The 17,066-nt window shown below is 55.7% G+C and carries 11 protein-coding genes and 1 tRNA gene; 8 read left to right on the forward strand and 4 right to left on the reverse strand.

The genetic code is table 11. The annotated features are described in order from the left end of the window. Positions 1-138 precede the first annotated feature (138 nt). From VI26_RS24165 to VI26_RS24175, 5 genes are all read left to right on the forward strand, one after another. Positions 139-510, forward strand: a complete 372-nt coding sequence (locus VI26_RS24165) for a hypothetical protein (protein WP_146176584.1) — start codon at positions 139-141, stop codon at positions 508-510. A 488-nt stretch (positions 511-998) separates the two neighbouring features. After that, complete coding sequence (locus VI26_RS00375) at positions 999-3,689, forward strand: type VI secretion system Vgr family protein (RefSeq protein WP_082150799.1); 2,691 nt, start codon at positions 999-1,001, stop codon at positions 3,687-3,689. Position 3,690: 1 nt separating this feature from the next. Further along, complete coding sequence (locus tag VI26_RS23505) at positions 3,691-5,412, forward strand: hypothetical protein (RefSeq protein ID WP_082150800.1); 1,722 nt, start codon at positions 3,691-3,693, stop codon at positions 5,410-5,412. A gap of 83 nt (positions 5,413-5,495) precedes the next feature. Next, the gene (locus tag VI26_RS24170) at positions 5,496-6,422 is read left to right on the forward strand and encodes a T6SS immunity protein Tli4 family protein (RefSeq protein ID WP_156183685.1); all 927 of its coding nucleotides are present in this window, start codon (positions 5,496-5,498) and stop codon (positions 6,420-6,422) included. A gap of 14 nt (positions 6,423-6,436) precedes the next feature. Beyond that, positions 6,437-7,009 (forward strand): hypothetical protein, encoded by a 573-nt coding sequence (locus VI26_RS24175; RefSeq protein ID WP_156183686.1) that lies wholly within the window; start codon positions 6,437-6,439, stop codon positions 7,007-7,009. A gap of 130 nt (positions 7,010-7,139) precedes the next feature. On the opposite strand, the gene VI26_RS22980 is transcribed toward VI26_RS24175, so the two are convergent. Together VI26_RS22980 and VI26_RS00390 are read right to left on the reverse strand one after the other, a co-directional pair. Beyond that, positions 7,140-8,732 (reverse strand): site-specific integrase, encoded by a 1,593-nt coding sequence (locus tag VI26_RS22980; RefSeq protein WP_197081328.1) that lies wholly within the window; start codon positions 8,730-8,732, stop codon positions 7,140-7,142. A 93-nt stretch (positions 8,733-8,825) separates the two neighbouring features. Beyond that, positions 8,826-8,910: transfer RNA gene (locus VI26_RS00390), tRNA-Leu, on the reverse strand. A 166-nt stretch (positions 8,911-9,076) separates the two neighbouring features. On the opposite strand from VI26_RS00390, the gene VI26_RS00395 reads away from it, so the two are divergent. The 3 genes from VI26_RS00395 to VI26_RS00405 all read left to right on the forward strand — a co-directional run bounded on the left by VI26_RS00395 (position 9,077) and on the right by VI26_RS00405 (position 12,630). Next, positions 9,077-9,766, forward strand: a complete 690-nt coding sequence (locus VI26_RS00395; RefSeq protein WP_048407763.1) for a Bax inhibitor-1/YccA family protein — start codon at positions 9,077-9,079, stop codon at positions 9,764-9,766. A 600-nt stretch (positions 9,767-10,366) separates the two neighbouring features. After that, positions 10,367-12,157 (forward strand): S8 family serine peptidase, encoded by a 1,791-nt coding sequence (locus tag VI26_RS00400; protein WP_048407764.1) that lies wholly within the window; start codon positions 10,367-10,369, stop codon positions 12,155-12,157. 2 nt (positions 12,158-12,159) lie between these two features. Continuing rightward, positions 12,160-12,630 (forward strand): hypothetical protein, encoded by a 471-nt coding sequence (locus tag VI26_RS00405; RefSeq protein ID WP_048407765.1) that lies wholly within the window; start codon positions 12,160-12,162, stop codon positions 12,628-12,630. A gap of 48 nt (positions 12,631-12,678) precedes the next feature. Here the strand turns inward: VI26_RS00405 and VI26_RS00410 are convergent, their stop codons facing one another. Beyond that, positions 12,679-14,163, reverse strand: coding sequence for a methyl-accepting chemotaxis protein (locus VI26_RS00410; RefSeq protein WP_048407766.1), 1,485 nt, complete (start codon positions 14,161-14,163; stop codon positions 12,679-12,681). A 201-nt stretch (positions 14,164-14,364) separates the two neighbouring features. Beyond that, positions 14,365-16,458 carry a phosphate acetyltransferase gene (gene pta / locus VI26_RS00415; protein ID WP_048407767.1) on the reverse strand — a complete coding sequence of 698 codons (2,094 nt, stop codon included), beginning with the start codon at positions 16,456-16,458 and terminating at the stop codon, positions 14,365-14,367. Between the last annotated feature and the right edge of the window lie 608 nt (positions 16,459-17,066).

A 17,066-nucleotide genomic window follows, 5' to 3' on the forward strand; every position in this document is an offset into this window, starting at 1 on the left:
TGTTCTTTCTTGAACTATTTGTAAAATGTGTTAACCCTAGCATATTTTTTTGCCGCCGTGAACAGTTGTTTTTGCGTCATGAAATCTTCTCAAATCTTATAAAATCCCATCAGCTTTGCTTGATTGGAGTGCTTTTCTATGAATCCAGAAGAATATGCGTATAAACATCCTTCCTGTATGGGGTTGCTGTCATTTAAGAATTCATTTGCCGAAGTGGTAGCGCAACATGTTTTATCTTTGCCAGATAACGAGCTATCGCAGTTTGAACATTGCGTGAGGCAGCATGGCAAGATATCTGATATGGTTTGTATAGATGAGGTTTCTGTTAGTGATATGTTAGCCTCTCCATTTTATCGTCATCGAGCCGATATTATTGCTTACATTGACAGGAAGCCTGTCTTTTACTACGCAGGGGCAGGTATCTATCAATGGAGCGATACCCTTGATAAGGAATGTCTGAGCTACTGGATCAGCTACCCAGAGTTGCCTTTGGGCTGGGAAATAAACTAATGAATTTCGGTGGAGATTATTAGAGGTGGGAATGTTTGCTGTTTGAGCTTGCCATGATGACTATAGTCTTTCACCTAACAAATTATCCAGCCAAGCCGTGTCTATAAAACTGCGCGTTTGAAGAAAAAATCTTCACTCGTAGCATCGTAGCAATTTACCGGATGAAAGCCATCTTTATTAAATAGGGCAACTGGATTGCGGATATATTATTTGGATACAGCCGAGAGCTATATTAATGCGCTTTGCCGTTGCTTTTTAAAGGCTGTAGCTTAGAGGCATTCAGCCCTATTCTTTCGGGCTTTTACTATGAAACGATGCTCTTGGGAGAGTGTGTCCCTGTCCTTTAGGATGGGGTCTTGCCAAACCTTGACCTAGGTCGCTTGTTCTGTCACCGCCCATCCAAATAGAATGTTACCGCTCTCCATTGCGGACCAACACCAAAAGGCCACTTTATGTAAGTGGTTTTTCTTTGCGGACATTCTATTTCTATGGATATCAGCCAGCTGCTTGCCAGTTTTTCCAGTGCCTTCACGCAAGACAATCGCCTGCTCACACTGTCCCTCGGGGATGGCAGCATCGCGGCTGAAACCCTGTTGCCTCAGACTCTGGAAGGCGAGGAAGGCGTTTCAGAGAGCTATCGCTATCAATTGACCTGCCTGTCTCCCAACGGCTCCATCGAATTGAAGTCTCTGCTGGGCGTGGCCGCAAAGATAGGCATTGCCGCCGCCTCCGGGGAAGAGCTTGTACGCTGCGGGGTGGTGTCGGAGGTGAAGCAGCTGGGGGCGGATGGCGGTTTCGCTCAGTACGGTTTGACGGTGGAAGCTCCTTTTTCGCTGCTGCGCTATCGGCGGACTTCACGCGTGTTCCAGGACTTGACCGTGCCAGACATCATTAAGCAGATTCTGGCGGAGCATCAGGCGAATAATGCCCAGTTCGCACGGGTTCAAACCTTGGACATTCAAGTGGGTCCGGCTTCGCCGCGCAGCTACTGCCTACAGTACCGCGAGAGCGACTATGACTTTATCGTGCGCTTGATGCATGAAGAGGGTTACGGCTGGCGGTTTGCCCATTCTGAGAAAGACAAGCTGCCGCAAGTACAGCTGATCCTGTTTGATGATCCGTTTGGGCTACCCGCCGCCAGCATGGAGCGTCTGCGCTTTCACCGTAGCGATGCGACGGAAGAAGAGGATGGCTTAACCGCGTGGGAATCTTCCCGGCAAATCGTATCCGGCAATGTCGCTCTGGCGAGCTTCGATTACCAGCCTGTCACCAGCAATATGACGGGCGATGAAAGCCAAATCAATCAGGGGCAGAGCGGCAAGGCCTTACAGTCCACCTTGCAGGATTACGCGCCGCAGACACTTTACTATGCGAGCGATGCGGAGCAATTTGGGCATTACGCGCAGCTGCGGCAGCAGGCGCATGATTTACAAGCCAAGCAGTTCAGCGGCGGTGGCGCGGTCAGGGGGCTGCTGCCTGGCGAATGGTTCCGTCTGGACAACCATCCCAACCATGACGGCGACAGCAGCGAGCAACGTGAATTCGTGGTGACCAAACAGAACTTCATCGCTCACAACAACCTTCCCCAAGGACTGAAGCGGCTGCTTCAAACCGCCATCCCTGATCTATCCCAAAGCAAAGAACAAACTGAACCTGCGCCCTACCAAACCACCTTTACCGCTCAACGGCGCGGCATTCCGCTGACGCCGGCATACGCCTATACCCGGCATGCCAAGCCAACGAGTTTGGGCAGCCAGACCGCTACCGTGGTGGGGCCAGCCGGCGAAGAGGTGCATACGGATCAGTTCGGACGCATCAAGGTGCAATTCCATTGGCAGCGTGCTGAAGAACATCCCGGCATCGGCGCGGCGATGGATGACAAGTCCTCTTGTTGGATTCGAGTGGTGATGCCCAGTGCTGGGGCGGCTTGGGGGCATCAGTTCATTCCCCGCATCGGTCAGGAAGTCTTGGTGGATTTTCTGGAAGGAGACATTGACCGCCCGGTGGTTGTTGGCGTGCTCTATAACGGCAGCCACGCCACACCGGACTTTAGCGGCGCAGGGGCTTTGCCAGCGAACAAGACCCTCTCCGGCATCAAGTCCAAAGAGCATCAAGGAGGCGGCTACAGTGAGCTGCTGTTTGATGATACCCCCGGCGAAGTTCGCGCCAAGCTTTCCAGTGAGCCAGGCAAGACCCAGTTGAACCAGGGCTTTTTGACGCATCCCCGCAAAGACGGGAAAGCAGAACCTCGGGGTGAAGGTTTCGAATTGCGATCCGACTTAGCCGGAGCAATTCGAGCTGCTAGAGGAGTTCTTGTTAGTGCGCATGGCCAGCCCAAGGCTCAGGGCGGGCAGTTGGATCGAGATGAATTGATAAGTCAGTTAGAAATGGCCTTGTCGATTGCACAAGAGCTAGCTAAAACCTCAGAGATTCATGAGGCAGAAACTACGGATACAAGGTTACAACAGCAGCTAGTTGAAGATTTAAAACAATGGGAAGCGGGAAGCAACACTTCTAAAGAAGGTAAGAATGGAGGTAAAGGAATGCTGGCGTTGACTGCTCCTCAAGGTATTGCTGTTTCATCGGATTCTAGTATTAATATGGCGGCAGGCTCAAACTATGATCTAGTTACAGCTAAAGATAGTAATGTCAGTGTCGGGCAAAAACTCCGCTTTCGTGTTGGGCAGTCCTTGTCAATATTTGTGCAGCAATTAGGCATGAAATTGATTGCGGCGGCTGGCAAAATTCAGTTGCAAGCCCAAAACGATGAAGTTGAAATTGGTGCGGCTAAAAAATTAATGCTGTACTCCTTAGAGGAGATTGTCCTTTCTGCGCCCAAAATAACAATATCGGCTCAAGGTGCTTCAGCAGCTTATGGTGGTGGTAGTATCATCACTCAAGCCTCTGGTTCTCACACTCAGAAAGCATCTAGTCATTCGATGGAAGGTCCCGGGAATAGTTCGCTACAGCTGCCAAATATGCCTAAGAGTAGTTTTAAAACCAATGAAACTTTTGCGGTTTCAGGCCGCTCTGGTATAGCCCAAACTCAGATTGCGCATGAGCTAAAAAATGGACAGGGGGCTGTTGTTGGAGGCGGGAGTACAGACGCTACAGGGACAACAGAGACTGTTGTAGGAAAAGCCACTGAACAATTAACAATGTTTTTGAATCGGAAATAGTATGACCGCGTGGGTGAATGAAAAGGCTACTCGTCGGATTAAGCTAGAGTTCGATAAAAATGGTAATCCTAAATTTAATTCAACTCAAAGCCCTGAATCCTTTAAGCAATGTGCTCTGTGTGTAAAGCCGCCGCATACGGTGATTCCTATAATTTTTGTTCCGGGAATTATGGGGACAAATCTAAAATTAAGAGGGGGCCGGGGCAATGCTTGGTCTCCTCCTAATGGCGTATTTTCTGGCATTGGTGCCGCAGGGAAAGGCGCTATGCAATCGCCAGGAACTCGCCAAGGTTTGTTTGATCCGAAAGAGACTGAGGTCAATTGGGATGGCCCCTGCGAAGCGCCTTCGGATGTTTTCTGGCTAACATCTGAAGAGGCAAAAAAAAGAGGTTGGGGGGCACTTCATGCAGAAAGCTATCATGGCATTCTGAGTCAATTGGAGATTAGTCTGAATGATCAGTATAGTAAGCCAGGACTTCCTAAAGAGCGTGGCAATTTCCTGCTTCCTGAAATTGGTTTACTGAGTCATCTTGCAGGAGGACACTCCAAAGCGAAACGAGTCAAGGGAGAGCCTGATTATTCTTTTTTGGCTGAAGAAACAGTTACTGCCTGGAATAAAGTACCTAAATCGCTTTCTCAGGAAGATGTTCTTAAACTTGATGATTATTACTATCCGGTCTGGGCGCATGGCTACAATTGGCTTCAAAGTAATGAAGAGTCTGCTCAGTCTCTGATTGTAAAAATTGACGAGATCATTGCTTATTACCAAAAAAGTGATTACTTTCATTGTGATGGTAAAGTGATTCTGATATCCCATTCTATGGGAGGGTTAGTTACACGCCGCGCAGCTCAACTAGCGGAGGATAAGGTATTAGGGATTGTACATGGGGTACAGCCTGTAGCGGGTGCTCCGGTAGTTTATCGACGCTTTCGGGCCGGCACTGAAGTCGGTGGTTTTTTCGATATCGTTGGCGCGGCAACTGCGTCAATTATTGGCTGGAATGCGGCAGATGTTACTCCGACGTTAGCTTGTTCTCCTGGGCCGTTGGAGTTGCTGCCTACAAAGCACTATCCTTCTGGCTGGCTAAGAGTTGTCAAAGGTTCTGGAGCCAGAGAAGAGGTGTTAATTCATCTACCAAAGGCTGATCCTTATGAAGAAATATATAGTAAAACTACTGACGAATGTTGGTGGGGAATGCTTGATCCAGATCTGATTGATCCAGCCAATACAATCAAAACGGTTGCACCTCCTCGACAAGTTTATGAAACGTCTCTTTCTAAGGCTGAACTGTTCCATGATACAGTTGGTCTGTATGCTCATCCCCAGACTTATGGATATTATGGGGCAGATGAGAAAAAATACCGTGCTTTTGGACAAGTAAGCTGGGAGACAGAGAGTTTGCCTGATGACGATGCGCTACCCTTGTTGTTGAATAAGGATAGTGGCCGTAGTCTGACTGGCAAGTCCACAGTTTCACTGTATCAGCAGGAGGGTAGCCCGAAGGTGAAATTGAAGTTGAGAAATGAGCGAAACCAAGCGGGCGATGGTACTGTTCCACTTGATTCTGGTGCTGTGTTAGCGAAATTACAACCAACTCCACAAGCTGTCTTTGAGATGAGAGGGTTTGATCATCAAAAAAGCTATGGAGATAAATTTACAATTAGAGCTACTATTTATGGCATTGCCAGACTAATACAGCTTGCCGAGCCAGCAAAACCTTAAAGGGTTATCTAATGAAGATGCTTGCACTCTCATTATTAATAGTAGCAGGGGGTAGTTCAAACGTAATTGCAGAGGGAGGGGAGATGTTTGAGAAAAGCAAAACTTACTGCTTCGGTCGCTATGTGGTTGATGTTCCGCTCGAGCTGGAATTGATTGGCGGAACAAATAAATATATCTCTGGCTCTATTGACTCTGGGCGTGGCCCACAGAAATTTAAAGAACTTGTTGCAAAATCACTCGAGAAGAGAAAGAGTGAAAATTATAAGCGAGGCTTTAAATATGCCGGATCAGAGTTTGAAGGGGATAACAATAAGAGGATCATAGTCTCCAAGGCTGATTTATACAGCACAACAGCTTACGGAATTGATGCTTATCTGTTGGTTCCATCCACCAGACCCGGTGCGGGAACATATTTTTACACTGGGGGAGAAGGGTTTGATGGGAAAAGCATCTCCCAGACGGTTGAGCAATATAAAAAACTAATGTCAAGCTTGCGATATCGTTCCAGCAATGACATACCAAAAGAGGCTGGGTTTTGTTTTGAGAATGGGTTTGTTGCCGGAGATGGAAAGACTCAGCAGATTGAGAGTGTAAGTTTGAGTTTTACTTTAAAGAAGCATCCGGATGTTTTCGTCCGCCTATCAAGTGATGTTTACTTCAGGCAGGAAAAAACATTGCTAGATAGAAGCGATGAACGTTATAAGTCATTCCCCAAAGAAGTGCTAGCCAAAATAAATACGCTGCGTTCAGGCGTGAGAGATGTGAATGGAAATAAAGGTGAAGAGTCTCTAAAAATATTTCCTTCAGATGATGGAATGGGAAAGGTGTACGGTTTTTATTGGGAGACTTTGGGAGAGATTGGCAATGCTTTAAAGCCAAGTGTGCATCTTGAAGTTAGCACAGGTGAAGTGGGGGCAGGCCAGTCAATTCCATCAACTATAACTCAAAAAGAAGCTCTAGCTTTATACGAGGCTGTAGTGAAATCTATTCGTTTTCGGTCTTATAATTAATTGAGCCAATTTTTATGATGAGCATTTCAAGGATTGTTTCCCGCTTTGGGATTTTGTCAGCTGTATTAATTGTGACAGGTTGCGCCCTTAATGGGCCGCTTGAACCTGAGGCGATCCGCGCCGCGATGAAAGCGACTTATCAGTGTCATTCATCGCCAATTGAGAAAGTGGGGCAAGGCGAGCAAGGTGTAAATAAAGGCTGCTATTTTGTGCTGCATAGCCCGGAGATGGGGAGGGTGCTCAAAAATACTCCTTATCTACTTCAGGTCCATGATCCGAAGTCCAGCGGCGAAGCTCCTGCGATTTCATTGCAGGGACGGACGGATGGCCAAGGAAGAAGTCAATTTGTATCACCCCCTTTTGATATTGATGTGAATGCAGTGCGCTTTGTAGAAGTTGTGGGCAGCGGGAACTATCGGGGCAACTTTACCTTGGTTTCAAGAAGCGGCAAGCCATCTAGCGGGGCTGGATACAAGTTGTTGGCATGCGGGAAAGAAGTATATAAATCCCGTGCAGACTATCACGGTGAAACAGTGGTTTATCAAACGCAAGATCGCTGTGACTTTTCAATGCAACTTACAAGGTGAGCACGGAGCAGCTTTGCTCTAGGTTCAAGTAAATTCTTTTAAAAGATAGGCACTGATGTTACCTAACGAGGTGTAACTTCAGCGCCTGTCTTTGGCTTTTGTGCTATTGAACAGAAAAACACAATCGTGCTCAGTATGATCTTTGCCAAGAGATATGTGATAGTCCTATGTTTTTGAAATTTAATTGGCCGATTGCAACAAATAGTGGACTCAATGGGTAGGTTCCAGACCCATAGCTCCTAGATGTTGATGAGTTAGTGTGGCCGGTGAGGGCATCGTGTGTTTCTTCATCTACCTCAGCTTCTCTGCATATGTCCTTGAAGCTATGCCGGAATGAGTGAAACACCATGCGCTTGTCTGTAATTCCTAATTGCTTTCTACACCACTTTCCCCACCACTGTGACCATAGAGATGAACGCTTTCCATATTTGTCGGGCGTTAATTCTGGGAATAGGTATCCAGTGGGAGGCAGTGTCTCTAGGTAATTGCCAAATCCCATTCGTTCCAGTTCCGAATGAAGAGGAACTCGACGCCTTGACTCGTTGGTTTTCACTGAACCTTCATCGTCTCTGTCCGTGATATGAATATGCCGCCCTAGGCTATCCTTAACAATGTCCGATACTTTGAGTTGAGCCAGCTCTTCTAGCCTTGCTCCCGTAAATAGGCCCAACAGCGGCAGCCAGAAAGCTGTTTCTCCCTTGCCAGCTACAGGCCGTGCATTTTCGGTGGCGTAGATCGGGCTGTTGAAGATAGCTTGGAGTGCCTTCAGGTCATAGGAGGTCCGCGACTCTTTTTGAACTTTTCCGACTACGACGCGGACGGAGGCGATGGGGTTTTGTTCGATGTAATCGTTTTGTGCAGCCCAATTCAGTAGCGTTTTCAAGAACGCCAGGTGCTTGGAATTGATCGTTTTGGCGGAGAGGCCTTTCTGCAAGAGGGCTTCCTTGTACTTGAGGCCATGTGCTTTAAGTATCTGCTTGACTGGTAGGGTGCCGATGCAATCATGAAAACGGTTAACCACTTGAAGCATATCGTCAAATGATTTGCTTTTCAGCTTCCGTTCGGTTTGGTATTTGTTGAGAATATCTACTAGAGTCGGCGCTCCCTTGCTGGCTATGGCCGCCCTAGCCTGTAAAGGGGCCAAAGAGGGCATAGGCACATCGTCGACTACTTCGCCCTCGTGGCGGGCTTTCAAGGCATCTACGGTGCGTTTGTATGCCTTGGATGCGGCTGAGACGAGCCTCTTGTAGTCGACAGAGCTTGTATCCAACTCGATGCCTTCAAAGCGGAGGCTGTCTTCAAGGGCATTTACAACTGACCAAGTGTCTCCTCGAGCGATGGCCGCACGTGCATCTTGATCCAGCCGGGAGAGATCGTCTCCTAGTTGTTCATATCTCGCGTTGTCCAGGCCCTGTGATCGTAACTCGCTATCGAACGTCATCATACGAGATTGGTGCATATGAATGATGCGGCTTATGTCATCGTCTGAGAGGGCTACGACTACAGTGGCCTTGTCCTTGGCGCGAAGTTCGGCAAACTGATCGTCCCACTCCACGCGTATTCTTGCGGCAAGGCGGTTCGCCTCTCGGAGGTCTCGTGTTTGCAGTGAGCGCCACACGTCTTTTTTGCCGTTGAAATGGGGGCGTAAATCAGTAGGGATCGTGATGCGGAAGTAGTAGACTGAAGAGCCTGTGCGGCGGAGTACATTGGTATGCTTAGGCATGTCTGGCATGGGGCCAAGTGTAGCACACAACTGTAGCAGTTGGCCTGGAATGGCCTTTGAAATCAGTAAGTTATTGAGGCTTAACAGATTTAATGGTGCGAAAGGAGAGACTCGAACTCTCACGCCTTGCGGCGCTGGAACCTAAATCCAGTGCGTCTACCAATTCCGCCACTTTCGCTTTGATGCCGCTTGCAAATTAGACCGAAAGCCCTCATTTGCAAGGGAGTGCAAGAATACCCGAAGCGTTTGCGAGGCGCAAGCCGGGCCGTCGGGAAACTTATTGCCACGGCGGCTGTCACTGTCGGTACAATTTGATAAAAATCCCTTTGGAGAAAGGCTTAATTATGCACCCGAACCTTGAGACGGCTTATCAGACGACCGGTATGGCCGAGGTACGCCATAAGGTTCTTCGCAATACTTATGGTTTGCTGGGCTTGTCGATGATCCCCACGGTGATGGGGGCCATCGTCGGCACCAATATGAATTTCGGCTTCCTGGCCGGCAGCCCCATCATCGGCATGCTGGCGATCCTGGCCGTGTTTTACGGCCTGGTGTTCGCCATCGAGAAAAACCGCTACAGCTCGGCCGGCGTGTTCCTGATGCTGGGCTTCACCTTCCTGATGGGCTTGCTGTTGGGGCCCTTGCTGCAACTGGCGTTCAAGTTTTCCAACGGCGGCCAGCTGATCATGACCGCGGGCGCGGCCACCGCGCTGGTGTTTTTCGTGATGGCGGGCATCGCCACCACCACCAAGCGTGATCTGAGCGGCCTGGGCAACTTCCTGACCGTGGGCGCGATTGTGCTGATGGTGGCGGTGGTGGCCAACATCTTCCTGCGCATGCCGGCTTTCCAACTGATGATCTCCGCGGCTTTCGCGCTGTTCAGCTCGCTGATGATTCTGTGGCAGGTCAAGGTGGTGGTGGATGGCGGCGAGGACAGCTATATTTCCGCCGCGCTGTCGATCTACATCAGCATCTACAATCTGTTCACCAGCTTGCTGCAATTGCTGCTGGCCTTCGCCGGCGAGCGCGACTAAAACCCGCGCCGGCATCGCCTTCCAATCAAAACGCCCCGTCCGGGGCGTTTTTTTTGTTCCTTTTCTTTCCCTTTTCAGCGCTTTTGTCTGACAAATCCTGACCTTGCCCATGGCCGAAAGCCGGCCGCGCCGCACTTGCCCGGCGTGGGCCAAGTGCCTGTCCCTGTCGGCGGCTTGGTGAGTAAGCGGTTGATTTAGACCGGGTTTTATCTGTTTTGTTACGGGCTTATGTCATATTTGCAAATGGGAATTATTGCATTTTGCATTATGAAAATTTTATATACGATCAAAATTGCTAGGACTTTGGCATTTATGCTTTTGATGGTTCACTGCATTGGCCGGTACGCAATGTTGCGAAAGGAAGGCGGATGGAATCTCCGCTTCGTCCGTCGCTTGGCGGGCCGGCATTGGCGCCGCCGGCTTGCGTTTGGCAGGGTTTGACATCGAGTCCAGGTGTCGATGGCAGGCGCGGGCGGCGGGGCCACGCGATTTCGCGGCCGCTGGCAGGTGGCTGCGGATGGCCGGGAGCGATGGGGTGGCAGCCCCGGACTCACGGCGGTTTTTCTCAATCGACCGTAGTTTCGACACTTAGGAGATGCAATGCGTATCCATATCACGGTGGGCGCGGTTTCGTTGGCCCTGGCGTCCCTGGCCGGCCAGGCCGCCACGCCCTTGCAGCCGGGAGACCCGCTGGTTTCCCAACAATGGTTCTTGCAAAACACAGGGCAAAACGCGTTTTCGCAACGCGGCGGCGTGGCCGGCATTGATCTGAACCTGGCGCTCAGCCACTCGCGCAATATCCTGGGCCGCGGCGTGACGGTGACCGTCATCGACGACGGCCTGGAAATCCGCCACCCGGACCTGGCGGGCAATGTGGTGCCCGGTTCCAAGAACCTGGCCAACAACAGCGACGACCCGACCCCCAGCCTGGCCACCGACAGCCACGGCACGGCCGTGGCCGGCATCGCCGCCGCGGTGGGTTTCAACAATCTGGGCGGCCGCGGCGTGGCGCCGTCGGCCAGCCTGAACGGTTTCAACTGGCTGAAGGCGCAAACCACCGCCGGCTGGATGCTGTCGCACGGAAAATCGTCGAGCGATGGCGCCGGCCAGTCGTCCACCAGCTCCCGGGTGTTCAACCAGAGCTATGGCAGTTCGGCGATCCGCTCGATTCCGGGCAACCCGGACACCGATATGACGCTGCGGGTGCGCGACGAAGCGCACGAGGACGTCAGCCTGCGCAGCAACGGCGGCAAGGGCGCGGTATTCGTCAAGTCGGCGGGCAATGCTTTCAGCAGCTTCCAGTCCGGCACCGGCAGCGATGGCAAGCCCACTTACATCCTGGCCAAGTCCGGCAACGACGGCCTGCCGATGCAGGATTCCAATCTGACCACCGACAACAGCAACTACTGGAACGTGGTGGTGTCGGCGCTGAACGCCGACGGCGTGCGCTCGTCCTACTCCTCGGTGGGCGCCAACGTGCTGTTGACCTCGCCCGGCGGCGAGTACGGCACCGCCAGCCCGGCGATGGTGACCACCGATCTGGTGGGTTGCGACCGCGGTTCCAACTCCACGCTGCGTCCGTCCACCAATCAGTTGCACGGCGGCACTACGCTGGACCCGAACTGCGATTATCGCGGCACCATGAACGGCACCTCCGCCGCGGCGCCGGCGGCTTCCGGCTCGTTCGCGTTGCTGATGGCGGCGTATCCCAATCTGAGCGCGCGCGATGTGCGCCACTTGCTGATCAAATCGGCGCGCAAGGTGGATGCCAACCATCCGGGCGTAACGCTAGCGTTCAAGGACGCCAAGGGCGGAGCGCACAGCTACCAGGCCTTGCCGGGATGGCGTAACAACGCCGCCGGCCTCGCTTTCCACCCGTTCTACGGCTTTGGCCTGATCGACGTGGACAAGGCGGTGGAACTGGGCCGCAACCACACGCCGCTGACGGCGTTGGAGAAGACGCGCTGGCAGACGGTGTCGGTGATGAAGGCGATTCCCGACGCCAATGAAGCCGGGGTGGAGAGCGCGTACAATCATGCCGATGACCTGACGGTGGAAGCGGTGCAGGTGCTGGTGGACGCGCAGCACGGCCGCGCCAACGACCTGGCGGTGGAGCTGATTTCGCCGGCCGGCACCCGCTCGGTGCTGCTGTCGCCGCGCACCAGCCTGGTGAATGAAAACTATGGCTTGAATCAGCAGCGTCTGCTGTCCAACCACTTCTACGGCGAATCGGCGCGCGGCCAATGGCGGCTGCGCGTGATCGACACCAATGGCGCCGAGTACTTCTATGACTACCGCGACGGTCAAGGCCAGCGCACGCTGAGCCTGCCCAACGCCACCGGCACGCTGCGGTCTTGGTCCATCCGCTTCATCGGCCACAAAGGAGCATAACGATGAAACATTCCCTGATTCTGGCCGGCCTGCTGGCGCTGGCCGCCGCGGCCCAGGCCGCCGACGTTCCGTCCTTCAAGCAGAAGCCGGACGGCCAGCCGCTGGTGATCAACGGCAAGACTTATTACAAGCAGGCGGCTCCGGCCGGCAAGCTGCCGCTGGGCGTCAGCGCCCGCTCGGCGGCGAGCGAGGGCGGCGTGACGCTGAAGCGCGGCGATGTGCTGCGCTCGGAGGGCGAAGTGGCGCCGTCCAAGGCCAGCGGCGTGGTGATGGTCAAGCTGGCTTCGCCGCGCGACGAGGCCGCGGTGGCGCGCGACCACAGCCTGAGCGTGCGTTACCGCACCCAGAGCGTGGTGGTGTTCGACGCGCCGGCCCAGGCCGAGCTGCTGTCCTTGCAGCAGCGCCTGGCCGCGGACAAGCGCGTCAAGCAGGTGCAGTTGGAGGTGTTCAGCAATAGCGAGTTGCCGCAGTAAGGGCGTTCGCCAGTCCAAAGGACGACGCCGGCCCAGGGCCGGCGTTTTTCATGCCGCGGCGTTTTGCGTGTGCAAATGGCGCGCGCTTTGGCCCAGATCTTCCAGCAAATGGTCCAGCCGCGCGATGGCGTCGGCGATGGCCTGGGTTTCGCCGGACAGGCTGCGCGTGGATTCTCCCACCGCGGTGATGTCGCTGGCGAACTGGGCGAAGCCGCGATTCTGATTGGCTTCCGCCTGCGACATCTGGCTGAGCAGGCTGGCCAGTTCGCCGGTTTCGCCTATGATGCCGGACAGCTTGCGCTGGGCGTCCAGCGAGTTGTCGCGGCCGGCCTGCATCTGCTGATTGCCGTCGCGCATCGCCAGCAGCGCTTGATTGGTGCCGTCGACGATCAGGCGGATTTTCTGCTCTATGTCCAAGGTGGCGTTCTGGGTGCGCTCGGCCAGCTTGCGCACCTCGTCGGCCACCACCGCGAAGCCGCGGCCCAATTCGCCGGCGCGCGCCGCCTCGATGGCGGCGTTGAGCGCCAGCAGATTGGTCTGGTCGGCGATGTCGCGGATCAGTTGCACGATGCCGCTGACCTCGGCGCTGCGTTCGCCTAATTGTTCCAGCCGGCCGGAAGCCAGCGCGATCACCTCGCCGGCCTTGCTCAGCTGGCGCACCGCCTGGTCCATCGCCGCGCCGCCGCCCAAGGCCGCCTGGCCGGCGGTATGGGCCAATTGGGTGGCGGTCACCGATTGCTCGGCGTTCTGGCTGGTGACCACCGCCATCTGCTGGGCGATCACCACCATGTCCTCGGAGCGTTCGCGCTGGCTGGCCATGGTGTCGGCCATATTGCCGGTGCTGCCGGCGATGTCGCGGCTGGCGCTGGACGCGGCCTGGATGGACTGGGTCAGTTGGGCCATCAGTTGCCGCATCGCTTGCTGAGCCTGTTCGGCCTCGCGCCGCGCGCTTTCCAGTTTCTCGAAGCTTTTGACCTTGGCCTTGTCGAAAGCCAGCGCCAGCGCCAGCACCACCAGGGACAGGCCGGCCAGAGACTTGGCCTGCAGCTTGGGGATTTCCGCGTGGGGAATCGGGTTGGCCGGCAGCAGGCCCTGGGCGCTCAGCCATAGGAACAGGCCGATGGCGGCCACGGTCAGCGCCAGCCAGACCATGCCGGAGACGCGGGTGGCGACGAAGACGGCGGTGAAGGGAATGGCGGCGAACCAGACGATGCTGGTGGATTGGATGCCGCCGTTGACGTAGACCATCCAGCACACCATCGCGTACATGCAGCTGGTGATGAATTCCGCGCTGAAGCGCACCGCGCCACTGAGCTTGAGCAGCAGCGGCCCCAGCAGCAGGCCCAGGCCGCCGAGCGCGATGCCGGCGGCCATCGCGCGGTGGCCCAGTTGCAGGTATTCGACGGCGAATAGCGGCGCCACCAGGCCGGCCAGCAGGCCGACGCCGACGACGGTGCGGCCGCGGATCGCCTGTTCCGGAGATAGGCGGACGCGGTCCGGGATGAACCATTCGGTGATGGTTTGAATCGACATGGAGTGCCCCTCTGATGCGTTGTAGACGCGGCTGCGGACGCAGCTTGTTGTTGTGCGGCTCTTATGGCGCTCCAATGTAAAACAATTGTTTGAATTAACGCAATGGCATGAACGGGCAGGGCGGCACAGGGGAGGGGCGCTGTTGCGCGGAATGGCGAAACCGCCTGCCGGGCGGCAGGCGGTTGGATAGGGAGGCTGGGCTTAGATGGACTCGCCTTGCTCCGCCTGCAGCGCAGTCAGGGCGATGGTGTAGACGATGTCGTCCACCAGCGCGCCGCGCGACAGGTCGTTGACCGGCTTGCGCAGGCCTTGCAGCATCGGGCCCACCGATACCACATTGGCCGAGCGCTGCACCGCCTTGTAGGTGGTGTTGCCGGTGTTGAGGTCCGGGAACACGAACACGGTGGCGCGTCCGGCCACCGCGCTGTCCGGTGCTTTCTGGCGGCCGACGGATTCCACGCTGGCGGCGTCGTACTGCATCGGGCCGTCAATCATCAGGTCCGGCCGCTTTTCCTTGGCGATGCGGGTGGCTTCGCGCACTTTCTCCACGTCCGAGCCGCTGCCGGAGGAGCCGGTGGAGTAGGAGATCATCGCCACTCGCGGCGGAATGCCGAAGGCGGCGGCGGAATCCGCCGACTGAATGGCGATGTCGGCCAACTGTTCGGCGTCCGGGTCCGGGTTCACCGCGCAGTCGCCGTAAACCAGCACCTGTTCCGGCATCAGCATGAAGAACACGCTGGACACGATGCGGGCTCCCGGCGCGGTCTTGATCAGCTGCAGGGCGGGGCGGATGGTGTTGGCGGTGGTGTGCACCGCGCCGGACACCAGGCCGTCCACTTCGTCCAGCGCCAGCATCATGGTGCCCATCACCACATTGTCTTCCAATTGCTGTTCGGCCATGGGCGCGTTCAGACCCTTGCTCTTGCGCAGCTCCACCATGGGCGGCACATAACGGCCGCGCACCTCGTTGGGATCAATGATTTCCACCGACTCCGGCAGCGTCACGCCCTGGGCTTCCGCCACTTGCAGGATTTCGGCGCGCTGGCCGATCAGCACGCAGCGGGCGATGCCCTTCTCGTGGCAGATGGCGGCGGCCTGGATGGTGCGCGGCTCGTTGCCTTCCGGCAGCACGATGCGTTTATTCGCCTTGCGCGCCTTTTCCATCAACTGGTAGCGGAAGGCAGGCGGCGGCAGGCGCAGTTCCTGAGGCGTGCCGATGTATTGCTTCAGCGGCGCCACGTTCAGGTGCTCGGCGACGAATTCGATCACGCGTTCCATGCGCTCGCGGTCGTCGGACGGCACTTGCAAGCTCATATTATTGAGCGCGCTGCTGGTATCGAAGGTGTTGGATTCGCTGGCCATCACCGGCATGCCGCTGGTGAAGGCCTGCTGGCACAGCAGCATGATGCGCGGGTCCGGCATCGAATCGCAGGTCAGCAACAGGCCGGCCAGCGGCACCCCGTTCATCGCCGCCATCGCGGTGGCCAGCACGATGTCCTCGCGGTCGCCCGGGGTGATGATCAGCGCGCCGGGCTTGAGCAGGTGCACGATATTGGGCACGGTGCGGGCGGTCACCACCATGGTGCGCACGCGGCGGCTGGTCAATTGGCCGGCGTGCAGCAGCCGCGCCTTCAAGTGATTGGCCACGTCCAGCGTGCGTGGCGCCAGCAGTTCCGGCTCGTGTGGAATGGCGCCCAGCATCGGCAGCCGCGCCTTTTTCATCAGGCTGCTGCTCTCCAGCACCTCGGTGGCGATGCCCTGGGCGTCCTGGTCCTTGGGCACCCGGTTGAGGATGTAGCCGGCGATCTGGCCGCCCTGGCCGCCGCCAAAGGCCTGGATGCTCATTTCCAGTTGCTCGGCGATTTCATGGCTGGCCAGATTGTCGGCGGCGCTGACCAGGATGGTCTGCGCCTGCAGATTGCGCGCGATCTTGGTGTTGAGGAAGGTGGAGAACACCTGCTTCTGGTCCGGCACCAGGCCTTCCACCAGCACCACGTCCACCTGATTGGCCGCCTGTTGGTACAGGCTGACCACTTCTTCCATCAATTGATCCACCTGACCCTTGGACAGCAGGTGCTCGACCCGCTCCATCGGAATCGGTTCCGGCGGGTTGAGCCGGCAGATGGCGCGCGCGAAATGAGTGGAGCGCTCCGGCTCCTTGGGGTCGGCGCCCTGGGCGATGGGCTTGACGAAGCCGACGCGCAGGCCGGCCTGTTCCAGGCTGTGAATGGCGCCCAGCGCCACCGAGGTCAGGCCGGCATTGAAGCCGATGGGAGCGAGGAAGAAGGTTTGCATGTTTTCAGAGGCTTTCCTGTGGCGCGCGGCGGGAGCGGGCGCGATAGACTGCCGCGAACCGACAAGGCGGCAAGGCTGGCTGTAGGCGCAACACGCGCGAGATCATTAAATTGGGCATTTGAGCAAAAATCCGCATTTTTCCGCCATGGCGGCCGCGCAGGCGGCCGTGGCGGCGGGAAGGGTTTTCCCGCCGGCGCCGCCTAGGCATTCCAATCGGTATAGCATTGCCGGACTGCCGCGTCAGCGCAGGGGCGCGACTGGCGCGAAACATGGCTGCGGCTGGTTTTGCGCGGCGCTCATTGCAACTGGCCGCACATCGGCTACAGTCCAGATGGGGCGTTGGCGCCAAGCCTGGCGCGCAAGGGCGACGACCATGGCGGCGATTATAGCACCGCGAATTAACCGACTCTAATGTTGCAATGCAATGTTATTGATAAAGCGTTGATTTCTATCAAAAATATCATTCCAAATATTATTTGGATCGCGCAAGCTGATGTTTTTGCGCCAAAAACCCGCTGACGCGAGAGAGGAAAGGCTTGCCCCGGTGGGGGGGCGGGGGCATAATCCGCCCCTCTGTCGCAAGGTTCGGCCTTGTTTTTGTTGATTGT

It is taken from the genome of Chromobacterium sp. LK1, assembly GCF_001043555.1.
Taxonomy (GTDB): domain Bacteria; phylum Pseudomonadota; class Gammaproteobacteria; order Burkholderiales; family Chromobacteriaceae; genus Chromobacterium; species Chromobacterium aquaticum.